General features: G+C 67.2%; 23 protein-coding genes. 5 read left to right on the top strand and 18 right to left on the bottom strand.

Annotated elements, in window-relative coordinates; all coding sequences use genetic code 11:
- Window positions 1-16 precede the first annotated feature (16 nt).
- Entirely contained in the window at window positions 17-1,087 is a 1,071-nt protein-coding gene (locus J8I82_RS19875; protein ID WP_209760476.1) for a glycosyltransferase family 4 protein, read from the bottom strand.
- A 26-nt stretch (window positions 1,088-1,113) separates the two neighbouring features.
- Window positions 1,114-1,884, bottom strand: a complete 771-nt coding sequence (locus tag J8I82_RS19870; RefSeq protein ID WP_209760475.1) for a glycosyltransferase family 2 protein — start codon at window positions 1,882-1,884, stop codon at window positions 1,114-1,116.
- Window positions 1,885-2,095: 211 nt separating this feature from the next.
- Here J8I82_RS19870 and J8I82_RS19865 point away from each other — a divergent pair, with 211 nt between their 5' ends.
- The 3 genes from J8I82_RS19865 (at window position 2,096) to msbA (ending at window position 6,009) form a co-directional block, all read left to right on the top strand.
- Window positions 2,096-3,391: an O-antigen ligase family protein gene (locus J8I82_RS19865; protein ID WP_245179920.1), complete on the top strand. Its 1,296-nt coding sequence runs from the start codon at window positions 2,096-2,098 to the stop codon at window positions 3,389-3,391.
- The gene (locus tag J8I82_RS19860; protein ID WP_209760474.1) at window positions 3,388-4,161 is read left to right on the top strand and encodes a glycosyltransferase family 25 protein; all 774 of its coding nucleotides are present in this window, start codon (window positions 3,388-3,390) and stop codon (window positions 4,159-4,161) included. The genes J8I82_RS19865 and J8I82_RS19860 overlap by 4 nt, the downstream gene beginning before the upstream one ends.
- A gap of 123 nt (window positions 4,162-4,284) precedes the next feature.
- A complete protein-coding gene (gene msbA / locus J8I82_RS19855; RefSeq protein ID WP_209760592.1) occupies window positions 4,285-6,009 on the top strand; it encodes a lipid A export permease/ATP-binding protein MsbA in 1,725 nt (574 codons plus the stop codon).
- 101 nt (window positions 6,010-6,110) lie between these two features.
- On the opposite strand, the gene waaC is transcribed toward msbA, so the two are convergent.
- Entirely contained in the window at window positions 6,111-7,097 is a 987-nt protein-coding gene (gene waaC / locus J8I82_RS19850) for a lipopolysaccharide heptosyltransferase I (protein WP_209760473.1), read from the bottom strand.
- A gap of 212 nt (window positions 7,098-7,309) precedes the next feature.
- Between waaC and J8I82_RS19845 the strand changes: the two genes are divergently transcribed.
- Window positions 7,310-7,900: a peroxidase-related enzyme gene (locus J8I82_RS19845; protein ID WP_209760472.1), complete on the top strand. Its 591-nt coding sequence runs from the start codon at window positions 7,310-7,312 to the stop codon at window positions 7,898-7,900.
- A 20-nt stretch (window positions 7,901-7,920) separates the two neighbouring features.
- Here the strand turns inward: J8I82_RS19845 and J8I82_RS19840 are convergent, their stop codons facing one another.
- From J8I82_RS19840 to J8I82_RS19800, 9 genes are all read right to left on the bottom strand, one after another.
- Complete coding sequence (locus tag J8I82_RS19840) at window positions 7,921-8,433, bottom strand: hypothetical protein (protein WP_209760471.1); 513 nt, start codon at window positions 8,431-8,433, stop codon at window positions 7,921-7,923.
- 99 nt (window positions 8,434-8,532) lie between these two features.
- On the bottom strand, window positions 8,533-9,999 hold the full coding sequence (gene rng / locus J8I82_RS19835; protein ID WP_209760470.1) for a ribonuclease G: 1,467 nt from the start codon (window positions 9,997-9,999) through the stop codon (window positions 8,533-8,535).
- Window positions 10,000-10,101: 102 nt separating this feature from the next.
- Window positions 10,102-10,704, bottom strand: coding sequence for a Maf family protein (locus J8I82_RS19830; protein WP_209760469.1), 603 nt, complete (start codon window positions 10,702-10,704; stop codon window positions 10,102-10,104).
- A gap of 92 nt (window positions 10,705-10,796) precedes the next feature.
- Window positions 10,797-11,276 (bottom strand): 23S rRNA (pseudouridine(1915)-N(3))-methyltransferase RlmH, encoded by a 480-nt coding sequence (rlmH, locus tag J8I82_RS19825; protein WP_209760468.1) that lies wholly within the window; start codon window positions 11,274-11,276, stop codon window positions 10,797-10,799.
- Between the two features lie 71 nt (window positions 11,277-11,347).
- Window positions 11,348-12,118 (bottom strand): ribosome silencing factor, encoded by a 771-nt coding sequence (gene rsfS, locus J8I82_RS19820; RefSeq protein WP_209760467.1) that lies wholly within the window; start codon window positions 12,116-12,118, stop codon window positions 11,348-11,350.
- Window positions 12,119-12,178: 60 nt separating this feature from the next.
- Entirely contained in the window at window positions 12,179-12,904 is a 726-nt protein-coding gene (locus tag J8I82_RS19815; RefSeq protein ID WP_209760466.1) for a nicotinate-nucleotide adenylyltransferase, read from the bottom strand.
- Between the two features lie 10 nt (window positions 12,905-12,914).
- Window positions 12,915-13,826 (bottom strand): oxygen-dependent coproporphyrinogen oxidase, encoded by a 912-nt coding sequence (hemF, locus tag J8I82_RS19810; protein ID WP_209760465.1) that lies wholly within the window; start codon window positions 13,824-13,826, stop codon window positions 12,915-12,917.
- A gap of 152 nt (window positions 13,827-13,978) precedes the next feature.
- Complete coding sequence (purD, locus tag J8I82_RS19805; RefSeq protein WP_209760464.1) at window positions 13,979-15,247, bottom strand: phosphoribosylamine--glycine ligase; 1,269 nt, start codon at window positions 15,245-15,247, stop codon at window positions 13,979-13,981.
- 88 nt (window positions 15,248-15,335) lie between these two features.
- The gene (locus tag J8I82_RS19800) at window positions 15,336-16,061 is read right to left on the bottom strand and encodes a YebC/PmpR family DNA-binding transcriptional regulator (RefSeq protein ID WP_209760463.1); all 726 of its coding nucleotides are present in this window, start codon (window positions 16,059-16,061) and stop codon (window positions 15,336-15,338) included.
- Between the two features lie 176 nt (window positions 16,062-16,237).
- Here J8I82_RS19800 and J8I82_RS19795 point away from each other — a divergent pair, with 176 nt between their 5' ends.
- A complete protein-coding gene (locus J8I82_RS19795; protein ID WP_209760462.1) occupies window positions 16,238-17,752 on the top strand; it encodes a helicase HerA-like C-terminal domain-containing protein in 1,515 nt (504 codons plus the stop codon).
- Between the two features lie 46 nt (window positions 17,753-17,798).
- Here the strand turns inward: J8I82_RS19795 and J8I82_RS19790 are convergent, their stop codons facing one another.
- The 6 genes from J8I82_RS19790 to J8I82_RS19765 all read right to left on the bottom strand — a co-directional run bounded on the left by J8I82_RS19790 (window position 17,799) and on the right by J8I82_RS19765 (window position 25,618).
- Window positions 17,799-17,963: a DUF3149 domain-containing protein gene (locus tag J8I82_RS19790; protein WP_209760461.1), complete on the bottom strand. Its 165-nt coding sequence runs from the start codon at window positions 17,961-17,963 to the stop codon at window positions 17,799-17,801.
- A 162-nt stretch (window positions 17,964-18,125) separates the two neighbouring features.
- Window positions 18,126-18,776 (bottom strand): uracil phosphoribosyltransferase, encoded by a 651-nt coding sequence (gene upp / locus J8I82_RS19785; RefSeq protein ID WP_029045663.1) that lies wholly within the window; start codon window positions 18,774-18,776, stop codon window positions 18,126-18,128.
- A gap of 162 nt (window positions 18,777-18,938) precedes the next feature.
- Window positions 18,939-20,339 (bottom strand): MFS transporter, encoded by a 1,401-nt coding sequence (locus J8I82_RS19780; RefSeq protein ID WP_245179919.1) that lies wholly within the window; start codon window positions 20,337-20,339, stop codon window positions 18,939-18,941.
- 591 nt (window positions 20,340-20,930) lie between these two features.
- Window positions 20,931-23,795, bottom strand: a complete 2,865-nt coding sequence (locus tag J8I82_RS19775) for a c-type cytochrome (protein WP_209760590.1) — start codon at window positions 23,793-23,795, stop codon at window positions 20,931-20,933.
- Between the two features lie 68 nt (window positions 23,796-23,863).
- Complete coding sequence (locus J8I82_RS19770) at window positions 23,864-24,361, bottom strand: (2Fe-2S)-binding protein (RefSeq protein ID WP_209760460.1); 498 nt, start codon at window positions 24,359-24,361, stop codon at window positions 23,864-23,866.
- 96 nt (window positions 24,362-24,457) lie between these two features.
- Window positions 24,458-25,618 carry an FAD-dependent monooxygenase gene (locus J8I82_RS19765; RefSeq protein ID WP_209760459.1) on the bottom strand — a complete coding sequence of 387 codons (1,161 nt, stop codon included), beginning with the start codon at window positions 25,616-25,618 and terminating at the stop codon, window positions 24,458-24,460.
- Window positions 25,619-25,727 lie beyond the last annotated feature (109 nt).

Below are 25,727 nucleotides of genomic sequence, written 5' to 3'. Positions count from 1 at the left end.
CGCACCGGCGGCGTGCTCAGGCGCGCCGCGCGGCCAGCGCCTGCCCCGCCAGTGCCAGCAGGCTATCGACGTGGGTGCCGATGCGCGGATCGTAGTCCAGCATGGACATCGGCTGCGCCAGCCTCGCCTGGCCGGACTGCGCGGCCTGCACGGCGGCGCGGATGGCCTGGTCGAGCGTATCGGCGCGGTCGCGAGCGAACGCATGGACGGCCTGCGGCCGGATCACTTCCAGGCAGGCGATATTGTCGGCAAACACCAGCGGTGTGCCGCACAGCACGGATTCCACCCCGACCAGCCCGAACGGTTCATAGCCCGATGCCAGGATGGTGAAGTCCGCGGCGCGGTAGAGCGCGTCAATCCGGCTGCTGTAGCCTAGCTCGCGCACGCGCGGGATGTTGCGCCCGACCGGGCGGCCCGCCACTGCCAGCGTAATCGGCAGACTGGAATTCGAGAAGTAATCGGCCAGCAGGTCGAATCCCTTGCGGGCATGTCCCGACGACGGAAACAGGAACACGACCTCATCGTCGCCAAAACCGAACTCGCTGCGCAGTGACGCGCGCGTGGCGTCGTCGACCGGCGAAAAGCGCTGCGTGTCGACCGGCGGGTAGAGCAAGTGCACCCGGTCTTCCGGTATCCCGTACAACTCCACCACTTCGCGCCGCATCAGCGCCGAGTGCGCCACCACGCAATGCGCGCCGGCGTACTGCGCGCTTTCGAGATCGATCTGCCAGCGGTCGGAGCGGCGCGGCGGCGTGCCGCGCGCGGCCAGGTAGCCGCGATGGGTGCCGCCGCAGATGGCGATGTCGGATCCCCGCACGCGATTGCAGCCGATCAGCACCGCATCGGCAGGCAGGCGCGCCTGCAGGCGCCAGGAGAAATAGCGGTCGCGCAACTTGCCTGGCAGCCAAGAGACCACGATCCGGTGCGGCTCGATGCCGGACGCTGCCGCCACGCCGGCATCGAAGCGGCGCGCGTAGACCGACACCTCGGTGCCCGCGTGGCCGGCCATGGCCTGGCTGATGTCGAGCGCATAGCGCTCCAGGCCGCCGCCGGCGCCGAAGCGGTTGCAGGAAATGCCAATTTTCATCGGTGGTTGCAGTGAGAGGATGGGCGTCAGGCTTCACCGCGCACCCGGGCGCTGTCCGCGGCGTGCAGCAGCGCGAGCTTCGCGTACTTGTAGTAGCTCGCCTGCGCGTTCATCAGCGCGACGCCGAAGCCCGCGCTGCCATCGAGGAAGCCGCGCTTGAACACGTAGGTGCGGATGAACGCCCACAGACCGTGGCCCGCGGCCGAAGCCACCGAGCTGCGCTTGCCGCGCGCGTAGGCCTGCTGCGCACCGGCGCTGGAGTAGCTGTCGATCTTGCGCAGCACGTCCGACAACGAACGGTAGCTGTAGTGGATCAGCGGCTCGCGCAAGCGGGTCACGTGATCGTCCACCTTCAGGTGCTCATGGACCAGGTCGTCGGTGAAGCGGCCGCGGCCGTTGCGGAACACGCGCGTGACATAGTCCGGATACCAGCCGGCATGGCGCACGAAGGTGCCGCAGAACGCGGACAGGCGCGGCAGTGCCAGGGCCTGGGCATCGGGCCGGGAGATATGCCGCAGGATTTCATCGCGCAGCGCAGGCGTGACGCGCTCGTCGGCATCCAGGCTGAGAATCCAGTCGCCCCTGGCGGCACTGACCGCGCGGTTCTTTTGCGGGCCGAATCCCGGCCAGTCTTCGGTCTGGATCACAGTGGCGCCGGCATCACGCGCAATCGCCACGGTGTCATCCGAGCTGGCCCAATCCACTATAATCGCCTCTTCGCACCAGGACACGCTGTCGAGGCAAGCCCCGATATTGTGAGCTTCATTCCTGGTAATGATGACGGCCGAGACTTTCATGGAATATGGGCGGCACCCCTGTCGGGCAGACCGACGAGCCGCCGGCGCCGCCAACAGCCGAGTGCTGATGGAAGATCGCGTATTCTACCGCACCGGCGCAGTGGCCCCGGCGCCGCCTGGTGGTTTCCGCCGGCCGGCGGGCAATGCCCCGGCGCCGTTTTCTCCAATTGCGAACTTGATGATAAGAGCACATTTGTCCCGATTCACAGGGATGGAAAAAGTTTTCTCCCTGGTGGCATGTGCCGCACTGATCTCCTTTCCCATCCTGCTGCTGACCTATCCTTCGGCGGCCAATGCCTGTTTCAGTTTCCTGCTGCTGTGGTGCGTGTTCGCGCTGTCCGTGCAGCCCCGCGCCAGCCTGTACGACTGGGGGGCGATGCTGCGCGAGCATTGGGTGGTGGCGGCAGCGATGGCGGCCGTGCCGGCGGCCTTCCTGCTGCGCCAGGTAGTCAGCGGCGATGGCATGGGCCTGCCGTATCTCTACCTGCGCTTCGCCCTGTTCGGGTTGCTGGCCTGGGGCCTCGCACTGCTCGACCGGCGTGCGCTGCAGGCCGTGCAGTGGGGGCTGGTGGTGGGTGCGATCGTTTCGGCGGTCTGGATGTACACCGCCACCGCCGGGGGGCGGCCGGACCATGTCGGCGTCAACAACGTCATCCCCTTTTCCAATCTGTCCCTGCTGATGGGGATGCTCGCGCTGATTTCGATTGGATGGGACCGGCGCGGCCAGTGGCTTTCGATGGCGCCCAAACTGCTGGCCGGCGCGGCCGGGGTCTATACATCGTATGCCAGTGCGACACGTGGCGGCTGGCTCGCCATCCCCGTGCTGCTGCTGATTGCGATCACCATCATGCGCAAATGGACCATCCGCGCCCGTGCCGCTTTGCTCGCGGTCCTGGTGGGAGGCATGGCGGTAGCCGGATACTGCAGCGATGTCGTCCGCAAGCGTGTGAATGAGGCGGTCGCCAATCTCAATGCCGCGGTCTCGTCACCGGGCATCGATGCGGCCGTAGTGACGCACCGCGGGCTGGATACGTCGGAGGGCTGGCGCCTGCAGCTGTGGAAGGCCTCGCTGCACATGCTGGAAACGCACCCGATGACCGGCGTGGGACCGGACGCATTCGAGGCCAACCTCAAGGCCATGGCAGCAAGCGGATTCATTACGCCTGCAACCACCCAGTTCGCGCACTCGCACAACGATGTGCTGTACATCGCGGCAACGCAGGGGATTCCCGGGGTGCTTGCGGTACTTGCGCTATACCTCGTGCCGGCAGGCTTTTTCCTGCGCCATCTGCGCAGCCGCGACATGGTCACGCGCACCGCTGCCACCATGGGGCTCGCCATCAGCATTGGCTTCCTGCTGTTCGGGCTGACCGAAGCGATGTTCTTCATCGCCATGACCAATGCCTTCTACACGCTGATGATCGCGACCTGCTTTGCCATCGTGGTCGCGCAGCGCAAGGTGCCGGAGTTGCCGGCACGGCCGGGCGCACGGGCGGTGGCGGCATGATCGGCGCCTACGTCATCAACCTGGCGAGCGCGGGCTCGCGCCGGCAACGCATCTCCGCGCAGCTTGAACGCCTCGGTGTCCCGTTCCAGGTCTATGCTGCCGTGGACGGGCGCGCGCTTGCCGAACACGACGTGGCATGCCGCTACGATGCCGCCGCGGCCGCGGTGCGGTACCGGCCCATGAGCCGCGGCGAAGTCGGGTGTGCGCTCAGCCACCTCGGCGTATGCCGCCAGATGCTGGAAGACGGCGCGGCCTTTGCGCTGGTGCTGGAGGACGACGCCATGCTGGGCGACGACCTGCCGGCGGTGCTCGCCGAGCTGGAAGCCCATCTCGACCCGGACCGTGCGGAAGTGGTGCTGCTGTCCCACGTCGACAAGTACACCCGCTGGGGCACGCGGCCGCTTGGCCACGGGCGCAAGCTGGTGCGCCGCTATGGCGAATGGTGGCGGGCGCATGGCTACGTGGTGACGCGGGCCGCGGCCGAGCGCCTGCTGGCGGGGCTCCAGCCGGTCTGGTGTGCTGCCGACTACTGGTCCGCGTTCGAGAAGCAGGGCCTGGTGACGGTCCGTGCCGTGGTCCCGTATTGCATCGGGCTGACGGAACTTGCGCAGGACTCCGCGCTGGAAGGCCATCGTGCCGATCTCGATGCCAGCGACAAGGCGCGGCGCAGCATCGGCTATTATCTGCGCCGCTACGTCTACCAGCGGTTCCTGTTCCAGGTCTTCGTCCGGCCCTTCCTGCGCGTAGCGCGGCAGAAGCGGGCGGGATAAGGGCCAGGCCGCCGCGCCAGATGCCGGACCAGCCCTGACGGCGCACTCACACAGAAAGCAGAAAGACATTCAGTGACCACATCCAAACCGCCCATCTCACCCGGCTCCACCGTGCCCTCCAGCATGGCCAGCCGGCTCTGGTCTTACCTGCGCCCAGAGCTGCGCGTCTTTGTCGGCGCCATCATCGCCATGGCGGTGGTTGCGGCCAGTGAAGGGGTGATCCCCAAGGTCGTCAACGATTTGCTCGACAAGGGTTTCGGTGGCGACTACGCCGGCACGCTGTGGCATGTGCCTGCCATCCTGACCGGCGTGGCGCTGATCCGGGGTGTGGCGCAGTTCGCTTCCGGCTACCTGCTGAACCTGATCTCGAACCGCGTGCTGCTGAAGATGCGCATGCAGATGTTCGAGCGCCTGCTGCATGCGCCGGCGGGGTTCTTCCACCGCAACACGGCCGCATCGCTGATCAATGCGGTGATCTTCGAGGTCAACCAGGTGCTGCAGATCCTGACCAGCGTGTTCATCACGCTGGTGCGCGATTCCCTGACGGTCGTGGCGCTGCTGATCTACCTCTTCTATACCAACTGGCGCCTGACGCTGATCGTGGCGGTGATCCTGCCGGTGATCGGCTATCTGATGTCGAAGATCAACCGCCGGCTGCGCAAGCTCAACCGCGACCACCAGACCTACACCAACAACGCTGCCTATGTGGTGGAAGAGGCGGTTGGCGGCTACAAGGTGGTCAAGCTGCATGGCGGCGAGCAGTACGAGCTGTCGCGCTTCCGCATCGTGGCCGAGCGGCTGAAGAATTACTCGATGCGCATGGCGGTGGCCGGCGGCCTGAACCAGCCGGTCACGGCGTTCCTGGCTGCGCTGGCACTGTCGGTGATCATTACCATTGCGATGGTGCAGGCCCAGGGCAACCAGACTACCGTGGGCGGCTTTACCGGCTTCGTGATGGCGATGCTGCTGCTGATCTCGCCGCTCAAGCACCTGACCGACATCAACCAGCCGCTGACGCGCGGCATTACCGCCGCCGAGATGATCTTCCGGCTGATCGACGAGCCGGTCGAGCCGCAGGATGGTGGCAAGGCTATCGGCCGCGTGCGCGGCGAACTGGCCTTCGAGGGCGTCGGCTTCCGCTATGGCGAGGCACAGCGGCCCGCGCTGCAGCAGATCGACCTGCGCGTGAGCCCGGGCGAGGTGGTGGCGCTGGTGGGGCCGTCGGGCAGCGGCAAGACCACGCTGGTCAACCTGGTACCGCGCTTCTTCGACCCGACCGAAGGGCGCATCCTGCTGGACGGCGCGCCGCTGAGCGAGCTGGCATTGAAGGACCTGCGCAACCAGATCGCCTTTGTCAGCCAGGACGTGGTGCTGTTCAATGATACGGTTGCCGCCAACGTGGCGTATGGCGCGCATGGCGAGACCGAGATCGACATGGCGCGCGTGCAGCGTGCGCTGGCGGCGGCGTACCTGACCGAGACCGTCAAGGGATTGCCTGAGGGGCTGAACACCAATATCGGCGACAACGGCATGAAGCTGTCCGGTGGCCAGCGCCAGCGCCTGGCAATCGCCCGGGCGCTTTACAAGGATGCTCCGATCCTGATCCTGGACGAGGCCACCTCCGCGCTGGATTCGGAATCGGAACGCCAGGTGCAGGCGGCGCTGGAAGAGCTGATGAAGGGCCGGACCACGCTGGTGATCGCGCACCGGCTGTCGACCATCGAGAATGCCGACCGGATCGCCGTGCTCGACCATGGGCGCGTCGCGGAGCAGGGTACCCACGCCGAACTGCTGGCGGCCAACGGCCTCTACGCCGGTTTGCACCGGATCCAGTTCGCGACCCAGTAAAGGACGGTGGCGCGGCGATCCTGCCGCGGCCATGAGAAAAAAGGGGCCGGCACGTCGGGTATCGTGCCGGCCCCTTTTTTCGTTTTGCTGCTTGCAGCCGCTCAGCTGGGCGACGCCACCGGCGGCTGCTGCGCCATCACTTCGTCGATGGCCGCGAGCACCTGCTCACGCGTCGGCACCACGCCATGCCCGCCCATCGAGACCGCGCGGCCCGGCGTGTTGACGCCATACAACTCGCGCGAGGTGGTCGTGAAAAGCAGCACGGTCGGGCGGCGCATCGCATCGGCGATATGCACGAAGCCCGTGTCCATGCCAACCACCAGGGACGACTTGCCCACCACCTGCGCCAGCCCGGTGATGCTCAGGCGCGGCATCACTTCCGCAGCGGGCACGCTTGCCGCGATCGTTTCGGCTTCCTTGCGTTCGGCATCGTTGCCCCACGGCACCAGCACGCGCAGGCCGCGTGCGGAGATCGCGCTGCCCACGGCAATCCAGTCAGCGATCGGCCATTTCTTCTCTTCGCTCGAGGTGGCGTGGAACAGCATCGCGTACGGGCCCTTTGCCGCGGGGGCGGGTGTGTCCGCGGACATCTCCAGGCCGTAGTGCATTTCCTTGGTGAGTTCGTAGCCGAAAGCGCGGCTGACCGCGCGGCGCATGCGTTGCCTGGCGCAATCCTCTTCGATCACGGGCTGGAACACGTGGTTATAGCCAAAGCGCGCACCACTTTCGCCCAGCTCCGCCACCGGATAGCCCCACCGGTGCCGCGTACGCGCCAGCCGTGTCACGATCGCGCTCTTGTAGACGCCATGGACGTCCAGCACCGCATCGTACTTCTCGCGGCGCAATTCGCGCAGTGCGCTGAAGATCTCCCGCAGCCCGGCCCAGCTGCGTGCCTTTTTGAAGTTGCGCAGCGGCGCGGCGATGACACGCTCGATATTGGGGTTCCAGCGCGGCACGTCGGCGCAGTAGGAGTCGGCGATCCAGTCGATCTTGACGCCGGGGAACGCGCGCTGCAGGTCGGCGACCAGCGGCAGCGTGAATACCATGTCGCCCAGCGAGGTCAGCTTGACGATGAGAATGCGTTTCATCGGGAAGGGTTGGCGCAGGCAGCCAGGGGGCGCTCGCCTTGTTCAGGAAGGGACGTAGTATGCCTTATCCAGCGGGCATCTGGTTTTGCGATGCATGAGCAACATTGAGCCCGGCCTTGTGCCGGCGATCCGGTAGACTTTAAAGCAGTACCCGGACACAAGAATTAAGGACGACACAGCCGGCCAGAACGCATCGCCAACAGGAGACAACCATGCCCGACACCGCTTTCCCGATCAGCCGCTACCCCGTCCCCGCGCTCAAAGACCTCCCCGACGACATCCGTACCCGCATCCTGGAAGTCCAGGACAAGGCCGGCTTTGTCCCCAATGTCTTCCTTGCGCTGGCGCACCGCCCCGACGAATTCCGTGCCTTCTTCGCCTACCACGACGCGTTGATGCTGAAGGATGGCGGCCTGACCAAGGGGGAACGCGAGATGATCGTGGTGGCCACTTCCGGCGCCAACCAATGCCTGTATTGCGTGGTGGCGCATGGCGCGATCCTGCGCATCTACGAGAAGAAGCCGCTGGTGGCGGACCAGGTGGCGGTGAACTATCTGAAGGCCGATATCCCGCCGCGCCAGCGGGCCATGCTCGATTTTGCGATGAAGGTGTGCGAGGCGTCGCATGAAGTCGGCGACGCGGATTTTGCCGCGCTGCGCGAGCACGGGTTTTCTGACGAAGACGCGTGGGACATTGCCGCGATCACCGCGTTCTTCGGGCTGTCGAACCGGATGGCCAACACCATCAGCATGCGCCCGAACGACGAGTTCTACCTGATGGGCCGCGTGGCCAAGGCGAAATAGAGCCGGCGCGCCGGGGAAGCTCAGCGCACCTCGGCGCAATTCCCGCTCTTGGGGTCGAACAGCACCGGCCAGGCCTGCTCGTAGATGCCCGGCGTGCAGTACTTCTCGCAGCGGTTATGCGCCAGCGTCACGCGGCGCGGGTCCTGCCATACCAGCAGCTTGCACTGGCTCCCGTCGATGGCCTGGAGTTCGATGTGCGGCGTCGTGCGTACCTGCCGGAACTGGACCAGGTTGAACTCGCAGCTGCCGCGCCGCGACACCCACAGTTTCCATTTCAACGCCTCCACCTTGTTGGCGGTGACATCCATCAGCGCGTCCTCGCGGAAACCGTCCTCCTCGGTGCGCTTGCATGCGCCGGCAATGGTGATGGTCTTGGCTGCGATCGGCGCCGCGCGTGCCTTCGGGGGCGGCGCTGCGGCAACCGGTGCGGCGGGGGGCGGTGGGGGTGGCCGGTGCTGCGCGATCGGCAGCGGCACGCAGGCGGTGCCCAGCAGGACGGCCAGCAGGCAGGCCCCATGTTTCGTGGCGTTCATGCCGGACTCCTTCTCGCAACCCTCAACCTTCGCTTAGTTATAGCGGATCGAAGACGAATTAGGAGTAGGACCATCCCCCAGCCTGGTGTCAGGCCAGGACTACATCAAAATAATGTCGTACTGCTCCTGGTGGAAGGTCGATTCGACCTGCAAGGAGATCGGCTTGCCGATGAAATCGCCGAGCATCGCCAGGTGCTGGCTTTCCTCTTCCAGGAACAGGTCGATGACTTCCTGCGAGGCCAGGATGCGGAATTCGCGCGGATTGAACTGGCGCGATTCGCGCATGATCTCGCGCAGGATGTCGTAGCACACCGTGCGCGGCGTCTTGACCTGGCCCTTGCCCTGGCACACCGGACACTGCTCGCACAGCACGTGCGCCAGCGATTCGCGCGTGCGCTTGCGCGTCATCTCTACCAGCCCGAGCTGCGAGAAGTTATTGACCGTGATGCGGGTGCGATCGCGCGACAGCGCGCGCTTGAGTTCGGAAAGGACCGCTTCGCGGTGCTCGGCATTCTCCATATCGATGAAATCGATGATGATGATGCCGCCGAGGTTGCGCAGCCGCAGCTGCCGCGCGATGGTATGGGCCGCCTCCAGGTTGGTCTTGAAGATGGTGTCGTCGAAATTGCGCGCGCCCACGTAGCCGCCGGTGTTGACGTCGATTGTCGTCATCGCCTCGGTCTGGTCGATCATCAGGTAGCCGCCTGACTTCAGGTCGACCCGGCGCGACAGCGCCTTCTCGATCTCTGCGTCGATATTGAACAGGTCGAAGATCGGCCGCTCGCCGGTGTAGTGCGACAGCCGCGACAGCACCGCGGGCGTGTACTCCTTGGCGAACTCCACCAGCATCTGGTAGTTCTCGCGCGAGTCGATCTGGATCACGCCGGTGGCGTCGTTGATGAAATCGCGCAGCACGCGCTGGGCCAGGTTCAGGTCCTGGTAGAGCAGCGCCGGTGCCGGCTGCGTGGTGGCGTTCTGGCGGATCGCGCCCCAGATCTTGCGCAGATAGGCGATGTCGTTGCCGAGTTCCTCGTCGGTCGCTTCTTCGGCAATGGTGCGCACGATAAAGCCGCCGCGCTCGTCGGCCGGCACCAGGCCCTGCACGCGGCTGCGCAGCGCTTCGCGATCCACTTCGCCTTCGATGCGCTGCGAGATGCCGATATGCGGGTCCTGCGGCAGGTACACCAGCGTGCGGCCGGCAATGCTCACCTGCGTGGACAACCGTGCGCCCTTGGTGCCGATCGGATCCTTGATCACCTGCACCATCAACGCCTGGCCTTCGAACAGGGTCTTCTCGATCGCCAGCTGCGGGGTACCGCCGTTGCGGTCGTTGTCGCGCGGGTGCCAGATATCAGCCACGTGCAGGAACGCGGCGCGCTCCAGGCCGATGTCAATGAAGGCGGACTGCATGCCGGGCAGCACGCGCACCACCTTGCCCAGGTAGATATTGCCGACCAGTCCGCGCGTGAGCGTGCGTTCGACGTGCAGTTCCTGGACGGCGGCCTGCTGCACGATGGCAACGCGCGTCTCCTGGGGCGTGATGTTGACGAGGATGTCTTCAGTCATAGCGGTGAAACGCGGTCGCCGGTGGTCCGGCGGTAATGGGGTTGCCCGGCGGGGTTGCCCGGCGCGGCGGGGTCTTGTCCTGGCCGGCGGCAGGGCCGAGGCTCAGAACTGCAGGCGGGCCTGGCGAAGTAACGCCGCCGTCTCAAACAAGGGCAAGCCCATGATACCTGAATAGCTGCCGGCGATACGCTCGACGAATTCGGCCGCACGGCCCTGGATCCCGTATGCGCCGGCCTTGCCGAGGGGCTCGCCGCTGGCGACGTAGCGCGCGATCTCGTCCGGCTGCAGCGGGCGGAAGGTCACTTCGGAGACCGACAGCGCATGGTGCATGCCGAGGGTGGAGACCACCGTGACCGCCGTGAGCACGCGGTGCGTGCTGCCGGCCAGCGCGGCCAGCATGGCCTGCGCATCGGCGGCATCGTCGGGTTTGCCGAGGATGCGGCCGCCCAGGCAGACGGTGGTGTCGGAGGTCAGTACCGGCGCATCGGGCAGGGCCCGGCGCTCGCGGCGCCGCAGCGCGGCCTCGGCCTTCAGCGCGCAGACGCGCTGCACGTAGTCGTCGGGAGTTTCGCCGGACAGGACGGCTTCCAGCGCTTCGGCATCCTCGTCGTCAGCAGCAAGCAGCAACTCGTAGCGTACGCCCAGCTGGGTCAGCAGTTCGCGGCGGCGCGGGCTTTGGGAGGCGAGGTAGAGGTAGTCGTGCATCGCGGCAGGCGGGGCAGGCGAGGGTATCGGGACCTGCCGGCGGCGGGCCGGCAGCGGCGTGAATTGTAACGCCCGCGGCGGCGCATTCCGTGTCAGGCGCGGTGGTAGGGGTGGTTCTGCGTGACCGACCAGGCCCGGTACAGCTGCTCGGCCAGCAGCACGCGCACCATGCCGTGCGGCAGCGTCAGGCTGGACAGGCGGATCAGCGTATTGGCGCGCGCCTTCAGCGCCGGGTCGAGGCCGTCGGCGCCGCCGATCAGGAAGGCGACATCGCCGCCCTCGCGCTGCCAGTCGGTCAGCTGCGCAGCCAGTTGCACGGTGGTGAAGTCTCTGCCGCGTTCATCCAGCGCGACGATGCGGCACTGCTTCGACAGCGAGCCCAGCACGGTGTCGATGCGCGCGGCTTCGCGCTGCATCACGGTGGTGGCGTTGTTGCTGGACGAGCGGGCTTCCGGCTTGACCTCGCGCAGCTCGATGCGCAGCTCGGGCGGCATGCGCTTGGCATACTCGTTGAAGCCGGTTTCGATCCAGGCGGGCATCTTGTGGCCGACGGCCACGATTACCAGTTGCATGGGGGCGGATTTACGGCGGTGCGGGGGCCAGTGCAGGCGACGCGGCCGTCAGGCGGCCGCGCGCCGCGGCATCAGGCCGAGCGGGTGGTGCGCTTGCGCGCGGCCGGCTTGGCTGCCACGGTCTTGGTGGCCGTCTTGCCAGCGGCCTTCGTGGCCGTCTTAGTGGCGGTTTTCGTCGCCGTCCTGGTTGCAGTCTTGCGCGCGGTGGTGCCGGCGGCGGTCTTGCGCGGCGCGGCGGCGCGGGTGCCCGCCGTCTTGGTGGCTGCCGTCTTGACCGCCGTCTTGGTGGCAGTCTTGCGCGCCGGCTTGCGCACCGTGGCGATGGCGTCCGGGTCGGTGTCCTCGTGGCCCATCGGCGGCGACGGCTCCTTCATGCCTTCGGGCAGGCGGGCCAGTGCCGGACGCAGGCTGCTGGCGCGGCGCGTGCCGCGCGCGGCCGGGACTTCGTCCTCGTCCTCATCCATCGGCTCGCTGGCCTTGGCCAGGCCGCGGGCACCGGTGGCCAGCTTCATGCGCACCGGCTTGTCGCCCCAGATCTCTTCCAGGTTGTAGTACAGGCGCAGCTGCGGCTGCAGGATGTGGACCACGGCGTCGCCGCAGTCGACCAGCACCCATTCGCCCGTCTCCAGGCCTTCGACCGCCACGATATGGCCGCCGGCTTCCTTCACCGTGTCCCGCACCGACGCTGCCAGCGCCTTGGTCTGGCGGTTGGACGTCCCGCTGGCAATCACCACCCGGTCGAACAGCTCGGTCAGGTGGCTGGTGTCGTACACCTTGATGTCCTGCGCTTTGACATCCTCGAGGCCGTCGACGATGGCGCGTTGCAGTTTACGAATATCCATGGTGTCTTCTTGTTCAGCTGAGATCGGTTGGGTGGTGGGCGCCGGTTGCGGGCAACCGGGTCAGGCCCTGGCCGGGGCGTCGCGGTACAGCCCGTGGCTGGCGATGTAGTGTGCCACGCCCGGCGGCAGTTGGTCATCTGCGGGTTGGCCGGCCGCCAGGCGCTGGCGCAGGTGGGTGGAAGACAGGTCGACGGCGAGCGTCTGGTCGATCCACATCCGGCCGGAGGGCGTGCATTGTATCAGGGTCGTGTCGGCCTGGCGCTGCGACAGCGCTTCCAGCACCGGGCCTTCCAGCGCGGCCAGTTCGAAGCGCGGGCGGGTGGCGGTGCACAGGTGGACGTGCGCGAACAGTTCCTGCCAGCCGTGCCAGGTGTGCAGGCGCAGCAACTGGTCAGCGCCCATCAGCCAGCACAGCGAGGCCTGGGGGCCGTACTCGTCGCGCAGGTGGCGCACGGTATCGATGGTGTAGCTGGGGCCGGCACGGTCGACTTCCATGCGGCTGACGCGGACCCTGGCGCCGGTGTCGCCCAGGGCGGCTGCGGCCAGTTCGGTCATGGCCAGGCGGTCCGCGGCGGGCGTCACGTCGGTTCCCTTCTGCCACGACTGGCCGGTGGGGATCCACACCAGCTCGTCCAGGCCCAGGTGGTCGATGCACAGCCGCGCCAGCGCCAGGTGGCCGATATGGGGCGGGTCGAAGGTGCCGCCGAGGATACCCAGCCGGTAGGCTCGGGCGGGAAGGGCGCCCGCGTCGGCGGCGGGCGTATGGTCTTGCGCGGGATTGGCCATAAGTCTGCCGTCAGGCCCAGTCGCGTGCCGGCAGGAAGTCGGTGTACAGCGCCGCTTCGGGGCTGCCCGCTTCAGGTTGCCAGTCATAGCGCCAGGTCACCAGCGGCGGCATCGACATCAGAATGGATTCGGCGCGTCCGCCCGACTGCAGGCCGAACAGCGTGCCGCGGTCGAACACCAGGTTGAATTCGACATAACGCCCGCGCCGGTAGGCCTGGAAGGCGCGCTCGCGCTCGCCATAGGGCATGTCCTTGCGGGCCTCCAGGATGGGCAGGTAGGCGTCCAGGAAGGCGTCGCCGACCGATTGCATCATGGCGAAGCTGCGCTCGAAGCCCAGCGCCGAGAAGTCGTCGAAGAAGATCCCGCCCACACCGCGCGCCTCGTTGCGGTGCTTCAGGAAGAAATACTCGTCGCACCACTGCTTGAAGCGCGGATACAGCTCGTCGCCATATGGGGACAGCGCCTGCTGGCAGGTGCGGTGGAAATGCGTGCAGTCCCCGGCGTTGCCATAGTAGGGCGTCAGGTCCATGCCGCCGCCGAACCACCAGACCGGCTCGGCGTCGGGCTTTACCGCCACGAAGCAGCGCACGTTCATGTGCACCGTGGGCACGTAGGGATTGCGCGGATGGAACACCAGCGATACGCCCATCGCCTCGAAGCTGCGCCCGGCCAGTTCGGGACGGTTGGCGCTGGCCGATGGCGGCAGGGTTTCGCCGCTGACGTGGGAAAAGCCCACGCCGGCGCGCTCCATCACCGCGCCGCCTTCCAGGATGCGGGTACGGCCGCTGCCGCGCAGGCGTTCGGTGGGCGGTTTCTCCCAGGCGTCGGTCAGGAACGGCTGGCCGTCGATGGCGCCGATGGCATCGGTGATGCGGTCTTGCAGGCCGAGCAGGTAGGCACGGACTGCCTGGGAATCGATCATGGTGGCTGAATCGGATAAACCGACGAATGGACCGGCCGGATGGCAGTCCGGCAGCCAGTCGGCTGCCGGGTACGTCACAGCATTGTCACGATTGTACCGGCTGGGGCGGCCTGTTGGACGCCCAGGGCCGCTGAGGCCCCGCCGGCGGCCAATCAGCGCTTGACGGCGCGGTAACCGATATCGGTCCGGTACTGCATGCCGTCGAACCGGATCTGCTCGACCGCGGCATAGGCGGCGCGCTGCGCGGCCTTGACGGTGTCGGCCAGCCCGACCACGCACAGCACGCGTCCGCCCGAGGTCAGCAGGGTGCCGTCCTTGAGCGTGGTGCCGGCGTGGAAGGTCACGCTGTCGTCGGTCTCGGCCGGGATGCCGGTGATGGCATCGCCCTTGCGCGGGCTGTCCGGGTAGTTGTATGCGGCCATCACCACGCCCAGCGCGGTGCGGCGGTCCCAGTCCAGCTCGATGCTGTCGAGCTTGCCGTCGACAGCGTGCTCCATCACGTCGACCAGGTCGGTCTTCAGGCGCGCCAGGATCGGCTGGGTTTCCGGGTCGCCCATGCGGCAGTTGAATTCCAGCGTCTTCAGGTTGCCGTCCTTGTCGATCATCAGGCCGGCGTACAGGAAGCCCGTATAAGGGATGCCGTCCTTCTCCATGCCGCGCACGGTCGGCAGGATGATCTCGCGCAGCGCGCGGGCGTGCAGCGCGGGCGTGACCACGGGGGCGGGGGAGTAGGCGCCCATGCCGCCGGTGTTGGGACCGGCGTCGGCATCCAGCAGGCGCTTGTGGTCCTGGCTGGTGGCCAGCGCCAGCACGTTCTTGCCGTCGACCAGCACGATGAAGCTGGCTTCCTCGCCTTCCAGGAATTCCTCGATCACGACGCGCGCGCCGGCATCGCCCAGCTTGTTGTCGGCCAGCATCATGTCGACCGCGGTGTGGGCTTCTTCCAGCGACATCGCCACCACCACGCCCTTGCCCGCGGCCAGGCCGTCGGCCTTGATCACGATCGGCGCGCCCTGTGCGTCAATATAGGCATGCGCCTGGGCGGCATCGGAGAAGGTCTGGTAGGCGGCGGTCGGGATGCCATGGCGCTGCATGAACGCCTTGGCGAAGTCCTTTGACGATTCCAGCTGTGCGGCCGCCTTGCTCGGCCCGAAGATGCGCAGGCCCTTGGCGCGGAAGATATCGACGATGCCTGCCGCCAGCGGTGCCTCCGGCCCGACCACGGTAAAGGCCACGCCTTCGCGCTCGGCAAAGGCGGCGATGACTTCCGGATCCGTCAGCGGAACGTTCTGCAGGCGCTTGTCGAGCGCGGTTCCGCCGTTGCCCGGCGCCACGTACACCACCTGTACCTTGGGGGATTGGGCCAATTTCCAGGCCAGCGCGTGTTCACGTCCACCCGAGCCGACAACCAATACTTTCATGATCCACTGCCAGAAAAGAAACAGATACTAAAAGGCGGCGGCCTGGTCTGAGTCCGGGCCGCCGCCATGGGGGGCTTGTTGCTTCAGCTTAGTCTTCGATCACCGCGTTGGTGAAGACTTCCTGCACGTCGTCGAGGTTTTCCAGGGCGTCGAGCAGCTTCTGCATCCTGGCCGCGTCGTCGCCGGCGAAGCTGACTTCGTTCTGCGGCTTCATTACCACGTCGGCCACTTCGGCCTTGAAGCCGGCGGCTTCCAGCGCGGCCTTCACCGCCGGGAAATCGTTGGGCGGGCAGGTCACTTCGATCGATTCGTCATCATTGGTGACGACGTCGTCGGCGCCGGCTTCCAGCGCGGCTTCCATCAGCTTGTCTTCCGGCGTGCCGGGCGCGAACAGGAACTGGCCGCAGTGGGTGAACATGAATGCCACCGAGCCTTCGTTGCCCATGTTGCCGCCATGCTTGGAGAACGCGTGGCGCACCTCGGCCACGGTGCGGGTGCGGTTGTCGGTCAGGCAGTCGACGATGATGGCCGCGCCGGCCAGGCCGTAGCCTTCGTAGCGGATCTCTTCGTAGTTGGCGCCCTCGAGGCCGCCCACGCCGCGCTGGATCGCGCGCTGGATGTTGTCCTTGGGCATGTTCGCGTCCATGGCCTTGTCGATCGACAGGCGCAGGCGCGGGTTGGAGTCGACATCGCCGCCGCCGAGCTTGGCGGCAACGGTGATTTCCTTGATCAGGCGGGTCCAGATCTTGCCGCGCTTGGCGTCAGCGGCGGCTTTCTTGTGTTTGATATTGGCCCATTTCGAGTGACCGGCCATGATGCTCTCCGAGGCGGAAAAGGTGTTATGCGGTGAGGGAATACGGGATGCCAGGCACGGGCGCCAGGTGACGGATATGCCTGGCGGCTGGCTATAATCAGCCCAGGATTTTATCACGCGGGCCTGCCCGCGCCGCTGCCGTGGCGAGTCCCACGGCACTTGCTACCAGGAAGACCATGGCCGACCCCATCCTTATCGCCAAGAACGCCGAACACGACCTGGTGCTGCTGCCGCAGATGGGCAACCGCCACGGCCTGATCACGGGCGCTACCGGCACCGGCAAGACCGTCACGCTGCAGACGCTGGCGCAGGGCTTTTCGCGCCTGGGCGTGCCGGTGTTCATGGCCGACGTCAAAGGTGACCTGACCGGCATTTCTCAATCCGGCCAGCTGTCGGACAAGCTCAGGCAGCGCCTGGCCGACCTTGGCTTGCCGGAGCCAGCATGGGGCGGGTGCCCGACCACGCTGTGGGACGTGTTCGGCCAGAAAGGCCACCCGGTGCGCGCCACGGTCTCGCACATGGGCCCGCTGCTGCTGTCGCGCATGCTGGAACTCAACGACACCCAGCAGGGCGTGCTCAACCTGGTATTCCGCATCGCCGACGCCAACGGCCTGCTGCTGCTCGACGCCAAGGACCTGCGCGCGATGCTGCAGTACGTGGGCGACAACGCCTCGCAGTTCACGACCGAGTACGGCAATATCTCCGCCGCCTCGGTCGGCGCGATCCAGCGGGGGCTGCTGGCGCTGGAGTCGCAGGGCGGCGATGTTTTCTTCGGCGAGCCGATGCTGAACCTGGAAGACTTCATCCAGACCGAGAAAGGCCAGGGCGTGGTCAATATCCTGGCGGCGGACAAGCTGATGAACTCGCCACGGCTGTATGCCACCTTCCTGCTGTGGATGCTGTCCGAGCTGTTCGAGAAGCTGCCCGAGGCCGGCGATCTGGACAAGCCCAAGCTGGTGTTCTTCTTCGACGAGGCGCACCTGCTGTTCAATGACGCGCCCAAGGCGTTGCTCGACAAGATCGAGCAGGTGGTGCGGCTGATCCGCTCCAAGGGCGTGGGCGTGTATTTCGTCACGCAGAACCCGGTCGACATCCCCGACACGGTGCTGGGCCAGCTGGGCAACCGCGTGCAGCACGCGCTGCGCGCGTTCACGCCGCGCGACCAGAAGGCAGTCAAGGTGGCGGCCACCACCATGCGCGCCAACCCCGGGCTGGACCTGGAAACCGCGATCGGCGAACTGGGCGTGGGCGAGGCGCTGGTGTCGTTCCTGGACGCCAGGGGCACGCCGTGCGTGACCGAGCGCGCGTGGGTGCTGCCGCCAGGCAGCCGCATCGGCCCGGCGACCGACGAGGAGCGCAGGCAGCTGGTCGCGAACTCGCTGGTCGCGGGGACCTACGAAACGGCCGTGGATCGCGAATCGGCTTACGAAAAGCTGCGTGGCGGCGTGCCGACGGTTGCCAACGGCAAGGGCAAGCAGCCGGAAGCCAAGCCGGAATCGGAGCAGGACAGCGGCTGGCTCGGCACTGCCGGGGATATCTTCGGCACGCTGACCAAGGGCACCGGCAAGAGCGGGCGCGGGGATTCGATCCTGGAGTCGATGGCCAAGTCGGCGGCGCGCACGGTGGGATCGCAGGTAGGCCGCGAGCTGATTCGTGGCGTGCTTGGCAGCCTGCTCGGGAAGAAAAAGTAGACGACCCGGAAAGGAACAGGGGCCGCGCAGTGCGGCCCCTTTGCTTTCAGCGGCGCTGGGCGCCTTGCTGCGCCTTCGCCGCCGCCGCGTCTTCGCGCATCTTGCGCGCGAACATCCGCGCGAAGAACCAGCCCATGCCGATGATAAAGGCGATCACGCCAAGGCTCATCAGGCCGGTGCTGGTGCTGAAGAGAATCTTGATGGCTTCCATGGTTGGCTCCCTGGTTGGCGGCATTGGGTTGGCCGCATTGGGTTGGCGGCATGTGCCGGCGGAACAACCGCCAGCGGGTGTCGCCAGCGACTGCCGCCAGTGTAGGGAGCCACGTGGCGCGCGCTATTGAGGCTGGTCAAGCCCGCGCCGGGCCGGCACGTGTCAGTTCTTGGTGCCGAACAGCCGGTCGCCCGCGTCGCCCAGCCCCGGCACGATGTAGGCATCCGCATCCAGGTGGCTGTCCAGCGAGGCCACGTACAGCTTGACGTTCGGATGCGCCTTCTGGAACACCTCCACACCTTCCGGCGCCGCCACCAGCGCGACGAAGGTGATGGCCTCGTCCTTGACGCCGCGACGCTTGAGCACTTCGACCGCATGCACGGCCGAGTAGCCGGTGGCCACCATCGGGTCGCACAGGATAAAGCTGCGGTCTTCCAGGTCAGGCAGCCGCACCAGGTATTCGACCGGGCGGTGCTGCTCGTCGCGGTACACGCCGATATGGCCGATGCGCGCGGACGGGATCAGCTCCACCAGGCCATCGCTCATGCCCACACCGGCGCGCAGCACCGGGACGATGGTCAGCTTCTTGCCGGCGATCACCGGGGCATCCAGTTCCACCAGCGGCGTGTCGATGCGGCGCGTGGTCAGCGGCAGATTGCGCGTGATCTCGTAGCCCATCAGCAGCGTGATCTCGCGCAGCAGCTCGCGGAAGGTGCGCGTGGACGTTTCCTTGTCGCGCATGTGCGAGAGCTTGTGCTGGATCAGCGGGTGGTCGAGGATGAACAGGTTGGGAAAGCGCGGATCTTGTTTCATGGCTGGCGGCGAGGGCTCGGCGGGATAGGGGCAAGCGGCTGAAGCGGGCGGCCGGGTCGGGTGGGCCCGGCCGCCGCGCCGTTGTAGCCGGATTGTAATGGAAGCGGGCCGCAGCGCGGCTGCGGCCCGGTCCCCGCCAAGCTTGGCCTTAACCGGCGCGCGTCAGTCCAGCGCGCGGTCCTTGGACTCGATATCCACCATGAAGATGGCGAACGCCGCCACGGCAAGGAACGATGAAAGCAACCCGAGTGCCAGCGTGAATTGGGTGGCCATGATCGGCGCAATGATCGAAGGGGCGAACAGGCCGCCGAATCGTGCCATCGCACCGGCGGTACCCATCCCGCTGGCCCGCAGGTCCGTCGGATACACCTCAGGCGTGAAGGCGTAGAGCGCGCCCCAGGTGCCCAGCAGCGCAAAGCTCATCAGCAGGGTGGAGCCGACGATCAGCGCCGTGGAAGTGCCCAGGCTGTACAGCATGCAACCTGCGGCGCTGAGCAGCAGGAAGCCGATCAGGGTCGGCTTTCGCCCCCAGCGCTCGACGCCGTGCGCGGCGAGCGCGAAGCCGGGCAGCTGGACCAGCGCGAGCAGGATCAGGAAGACCTGGCCGCGCATGAAGCCAAGGCCCTGGCCCGCCAGCTTCACCGGCACATAGACAAAGACACCATAGTAGGCGATCGAGATCAGCATCCACGCGGCGAGCAGGCAGATGCTGCGGCGCCGGCATCCGGCCGCGAATAGCGCGAACACCGATTTGCGCTCCATCTTCTGCGGCTCCAGCGCCCCGATTTCCACCGATACCCGGTTGGCTTTGGCAACGCGCTGAAGCACCGCGCGCGCCTCTTCCGAGCGCCCCGACTTATTCAGGTAGAGCGGCGATTCCGGAACAAAGAACCGGACCACCACGCCGACCAGCGCGGGGAGGCCAGTGACGAAGAAAATCAGGCGCCAGGCATCATCGCCACGCGAAACCGCAACCAGTGCCAGCACGGCCAGCAGGATCGTGCCGACCGCCCAGAAGGACTCCAGCAGGACCAGCCAGCGGCCACGCCGGTCGGAGGGGAGAAATTCGGCCATCATGGTGTAGTCGACGGGCAGCGTGCCGCCCACCCCGATGCCGGTCAGGAAACGCAGCAGCAGGAGCCACTGGAAATCCGGGGCGAAGGCCGAGGCGACGCCGCAGATGGCGTCCAGGATCACCGCCATCATCAGCACCGGCCGGCGGCCGATCCTGTCCGCCAGCCGGCCGAACGCAAAGGCGCCGATCAGCATGCCGACGAAGAACATCGTCCCGGTCTGCAAGGCGGTCGGCACAGGGATGCCGAATGTCGTGGCAATGGAAGGCGCGGTGAAGCCGATCGACAGCACCTGCATCGCGTCGGCCAGCCAGACCAGGCCGAAAATGCCGAACAGCCGATACTGGAACCGGCCGACGCCGGCTGCGCGAATGCCTTGCTCGATCGTGATGGTTTGGGACGACGATGCCCGGGCGCTTGGCTGCGGGGGCGCGCCGACCGTTGCCTGCGGGATTGTCGTTGCTGCCATTGAGGAAATTGATGACGACATGTTGTCTACCTTGTCTTTATAGGCTGGATCTTGAATTCGGAAGCCCACGTGCCGCGTTGCGGCGAAGCATGGTGGCTACCCCAATCTAGCGAGGCCAGAACTGACCAGGTAGTCCTCTCGCAACACCTTCCTGATACTGATACGACATAGTCACTCCTTGTTGTCTACCCTTGGTTGTCCGGGCCCGAATTCCCGGTCGGCACGGCGGTGGACTATGCAAGCCCCGGGCCAGCGCTTCCGGTGATGTAAAGGGCCAATCTTGTGGTCTTTTTGTCTTGTCTGCCGCTCGTCTGCGCGGTTCTTGCGCCGTCCTTGTGCCGGGAGGCACCGCGGCGCGGCTTATGGTATCGATGCCGGCACTCATGTAGTGCGCACTACATGATCGTTCAGCGTAAGCTACATGAAACTGGCGGGCAAGGCCGAACTGCGGTTTCTCTCCTCGGGGTTTTCCCGCGCCTGGCGCGCAGTGCGCCGATATGTCGGCGCAGGTCTCCCTGCCCGGTGGCAAAGCGCCTTGCCAGGCACGGCACGGATACTGTCAGCATGGATGCGGAAGGCGCGGCAAGCGGCCGCGCAGGCCTCCGCTGGTCTTCAGTGCGCAGGCGCCGCGCGCAGCCGCGCGACGGTGTTCTCCAGGTCCTGCCAGGCGGGTTGGTCTGGGGCAAAGCGCGCGCGCAGGTACTGCACCAGCTGCGCGATCTGCCGGTCGTCGAAGGTGTCGGCATAGGCCGGCATCGCGCCCAGTTCACTGTTGGGCGGCGCGGGCATGCCTTGCAGCAGCACCTGGATGACGTTGTCAGGCAGGTTGCTGTGCAGGTTGGTGTTGAGCGCGAGCGACGGCTTTACGCCGAACTGTGCGATGCCCTGGTCTGCTTGATGGCAGACGGCGCAGGCGCTCTGGTACAGGCGTTCACCGGGACCGCCGAGCGTGCGCGCAGCCTGCGCGCTGCGTTGTTCGAGCGTGGCAGCCTGCGCGTCGAGTACGGAAGGCGCTGGCGGTGGCGTGCCGAACGACGCGACGTAATGCGCGATCGCGCGCACATCCGCTTCGGGCAGCTGCGCGAGTTCTTCCACCACCGGCGCCATCGGCCCGGCGGCTGCGCCATGATGCGGCGCAAAGCCGCCGCGCAGGTAGGTGAACAGCGCCGCCTCGGTCCACGGCACCGGCGCGTGAGACAGCGCGGTCAGCGGCGGCGCTTCCCAGTTTTCGGCACTGCCGCCGGTCAGGTACTTGCGACCGCCCTGCTCGGCGCCGAGGGCGTTGCGCGGGGAATGGCAGGCGCTGCAATGGCCCAGCCCTTCGGCAAGATACGCGCCGCGGTTCCACTGCGCGGAGCGCGCCGGGTCGGGCTTGAAGGGTTCGTTGCGATGGAACAGCAGGTTCCAGCCCGCCAGCAGGGGGCGCACGTTGAACGGGAATGCGAGCTGGGTCCGGGGTACCTCTGACTTCACCGGCTTGGCCGACATCAGGTACGCGTACAGCGCCTGCATGTCGGCATCGCTGACCTTGGCGAAGGCGGTGTAGGGGAAGGCCGGATAAAGGCGCCGCCCGTCGCGGTGGATGCCCTCGCGCATCGCGCGCTCGAAGGCGGCGAACGACCAGTTGCCGATGCCGGTTTGCACGTCGGGCGTGATGTTGGTGCTGTAGACCGTGCCGAACGGCGTTTCCAGCGGCAGGCCACCCGCATTCTTCACGCCGCCGGGCACGGTATGGCATACCGCGCAGTCACCCGCTGCGGCCACCAGGCGGCCGCGCTCCAGCGTGGCCGCGGAATAGAACCCGGGCTCGGGCGGTGCGACCGGCGCGATCGGCGCGCGCCACGGCATCAGCGTCGCGCACAGGCCGGCCGCGGTCGCGGCAGCGGCGGCGATCCAGCCGCGCTTGCTGCGTTTGCCGGGGCGCTTGCCCTCGCCCTCGGCCAGCGCCAGGCGGATGCGTTCGGCGCTGAAGGGCGGTGTGCGCAGGCGTACGCCGGTGGCATCGAAGATGGCATTGGCTACGGCGGCCGCGGCGGGCAGCGTATCGCCCGGGCCCGCGGCCAGCTGGTCGCGCCCGGTGAGCGCGCCGGCCAGGCGGACCTCCGGCAGCGCCGCGCTGGTAGCCACGGCGGGAAGCGATTGGCCGGCAGGCGCGTCCGTGGCGGGCCAGCTGTCGAAGGCCGGGCCGGCCGCGGTCAATCGCAGCGTGGCGTCGGCGACGGCCTGTTCCAGGGAGCGCGCAGCAGGTGCGGCTTGCGCGGGCGCCAGCGATTCGCTGTCATGCCCCACTGTCACGCGCGTGACCGCCAGTTCGCCGGTGGTGCCGTCGACTTCCACTTCCGCGACCCATGCCGACCAGCTCTGGCCGGCATCGTGGTCGATGGTGTGCGCATAAGCAAAGCCGCGTCCGCGCCGCACGTTGCCGGCCGACGTGGTGGCATGCGGGGCGGATGGCGTCCAGCCGGCGCGCTCGCTGACCTGCCTGACCAGTGCCGAGCCTCGCGCGTCGTCGAGGTGCGAGAGCCGCAGTGCGACCGGATCGGTTCCGGATGCCGCGGCGATTTCATCGAGATGGGATTCGCGCGCAAAGACATGCGCGCGCGCCGCGGCAAGCGGTGCCGCATCAAAGGCAGCCACGGCGCCGGCGGTGCCGACATCGACATCGGGAATGCGGTAGGGCGGCATGGCTGCGCTGCCGGTGTTGACGTTGTCGCCGGTATCCGTCACGGGCGAGGCGGTATGCGTCAGCCACAGTGCCAGCGGCACGGACGGTGCCGCCGTGCCGGCCAGCGTTGCGGCGTAGGCGTCGATGGCATTGCCGCTTTGCGCGGTGTCGACGCGCACGGCGAGCTGCGCACCGGACAGGCCGATATCGTCGGCGCACACCCGGCGCATCACGGGTTTGCCGGCGGCATGGGCCAGCAGGGCGGCGTCGGCGGCTGCGTGGTGAGCGAGCAGCGCCGGATCGCCGGCATCGGCGGGCGCCTGCCAGCCGGCCAGCGCGACCTGTTGCGGCGCAATGCCCAGCAGCGCGGCCAGTTCTTCGCGCAGCGCGCCCGGGCGCGGAGTTGGCAACCACACGTGCAGCATGCCGTCGCGCCAGTCCGCGATCGCGGTGCAGAACGCTTCGGTCCGGGTGCCGGCCAGGGGCCACTGGTAGTGCTGCGTGTGGCGCGTGGCGGCGCTGGCAAGCGCGCGGGTGGCGTCGCCGCGCTGCGCAACGGCGTGGCGCGGCACGGGAGCGTCGTCCGCATGAGGCGGCGCCGACCAGCTTGCCTCCAGGGCGCTGACGGCATTGGCCGCCAGCGCATCGCTTTCCGCGACCACGCCTGCAAACCGGTTGCGCACCACGACCGCGCGGACCCCGGGCAACGCCAGGGCGGCATCGCGATCCGCGCCGAGCAGGCGCGGAGCCAGCGCCTTGCCGTCGATCCAGCGCAGCCCTGGCGGCGTCAGCACATGGGCGACGAGACACATGGAAGCCGGCGGTGGTGCGAGTTCCGTCAAGGCGCCGGTTTGCACTGCCTGCCGTACGAGTTCCTGCTTCACGATGCCGCTCCCCCGCCGGCCTGCCGCATCAGCACCGCGGCGCGCTGCACCGCGCGCACGATTTGCACATGCGTGCCGCAGCGGCACAGGTTGAAGCGCAGCGCCTCGCGGATCTGCGCTTCGTCGGGATCGGGATTCTGCGCGAGCAGCGCCTTGGCGGTCATGATCATGCCGTTCAGGCAATAGCCGCATTGCGCGGCCTGCTCGTCAATGAAGGCCTGCTGCACCGGGTCGGGATGCTCCGCCGTGCCCAGGCCTTCCAGCGTGGTGACCGCGTGGCCCACCGCGGCCCTGACTGGCAACACGCACGAGCGCGCGGGCAGGCCGTCGACCAGCACCGTGCATGCGCCGCACTGGCCCAGCCCGCAACCGTACTTGGGGCCATTGCAGGCCAGGTCGTTGCGCAGGATGTAGAGCAGCGGCGTGTCGGGCGCCACGCTGAGCGTGTGCTCGGCGTGGTTGACTTGTAGCGTCAAGGGGCGAGGCGTGTTCATCGGGGGCGGCAGGTTGCAGATCACGCGGCGGGCACGCCACGCCCCTTCGTGCGAGGGGCTGCGGCGTGCAGGTTCAGGTCAGGCCTAGGGCCTCCGTTACGCCGCCGCGGACAGCGGCGCGGGCCCGGCCGGCACCAGCGGCACGTTGAACACATCGTAGCCGAAACACCAGTCCGGGTTTTCGTTGCTGCGCAGCCACGTATTGTTGTGCGAGACCAGCTGGACCTTGCCGGCGCGCTCGGCGCGGTTGGCTTCATACAGCGCAAACGCGGCGGCGTAGTCATCCAGGCCGGTCTCGGTGAAGCAGCGCGTCAGCATGGCGGCATCCTCGATCGCCATCGCGGCGCCCTGCGCCATGTGCGGCTTCATCGGGTGGCAGGCATCGCCCAGCAGCACCAGGCGGCCGCGGCTCCACAGCGGCAGTGGGTCGCGCTCCAGCAGCGGCCACTTGGTCACTTCGACCGTGCCTTCGATCAGCGACTGCACGCCCTCGTGCCAGCCGTCGAACGCGGCGCGCATTTCCTCGATACTGCTCGGCACCCAGCTCTTGCTCATGTCCCACTCGGGCTCGGGCACGCCGGTGACGTAGTAGATCTCGTCCAGCTTGCTGGTGTCGAAGTACACCATCATGTGGCGGTCATCGGTCCACCACTTGGTGCAGCGCTCGTGCGTGAAGCCCTTGACGCGCGAGATCGGGAACACCGCGCGGTGCGCCACGTAGCCGGTGTACTTGGGCGGCTCGGCGCCAAGCAAAGTTTCGCGGATGCGGGAATTGACGCCGTCGGCGCCGATCACGATATCCGCCTGGTCCACCGTGCCGTCGGTGAAGCGCAGTTCGACCACGTCGCCCTGGTCGGTGACGCTTTCCAGCTTCTTGTTGAAGAACAGCGTGCCCGGCGCCACGGCGTCGGTCAGCAGCTTGTGGAAGTCACCGCGGTGCACGGTCAGGTAGCTCGCGCCATAGTGCCGCTCCGCGTAGTCGCCCAGCGGGATCTGTGCGATCACTTCGCCGGTCAGGCCGTCGCGGCTGTACCAGAAGTCGGGGTGGCAGCCCATGTCGTTGAGCGCGTCCTCGATGCCGATGCGCCGCATGATCTTCATCACGTTGGGCCCCACGTGGATGCCCGCGCCCAGGCGCGAGAACGCCGGTGCCTGTTCATACAGCCTGACTTGGAAGCCGGCTCGCTGCAGCAGGGCGGCCGCGGCCGTTCCTCCGAGTCCGGCGCCGACAACTGCGATTCGCGGTTTGCCTTGCACGTTATTTCTCCTGGCAATGACACATGGGGTCGATGGGGGCTTGGCCGACCGATCTTGGTCGACCGTTGAAAACGAGTGTACACACTCAAAATATCAACGGCAAGGAAGA

The organism is Cupriavidus consociatus, assembly GCF_017814975.1.
Taxonomy (GTDB): Bacteria; Pseudomonadota; Gammaproteobacteria; order Burkholderiales; family Burkholderiaceae; genus Cupriavidus; species Cupriavidus consociatus.
This window is presented reverse-complemented; position numbering and strand designations above follow the sequence as displayed.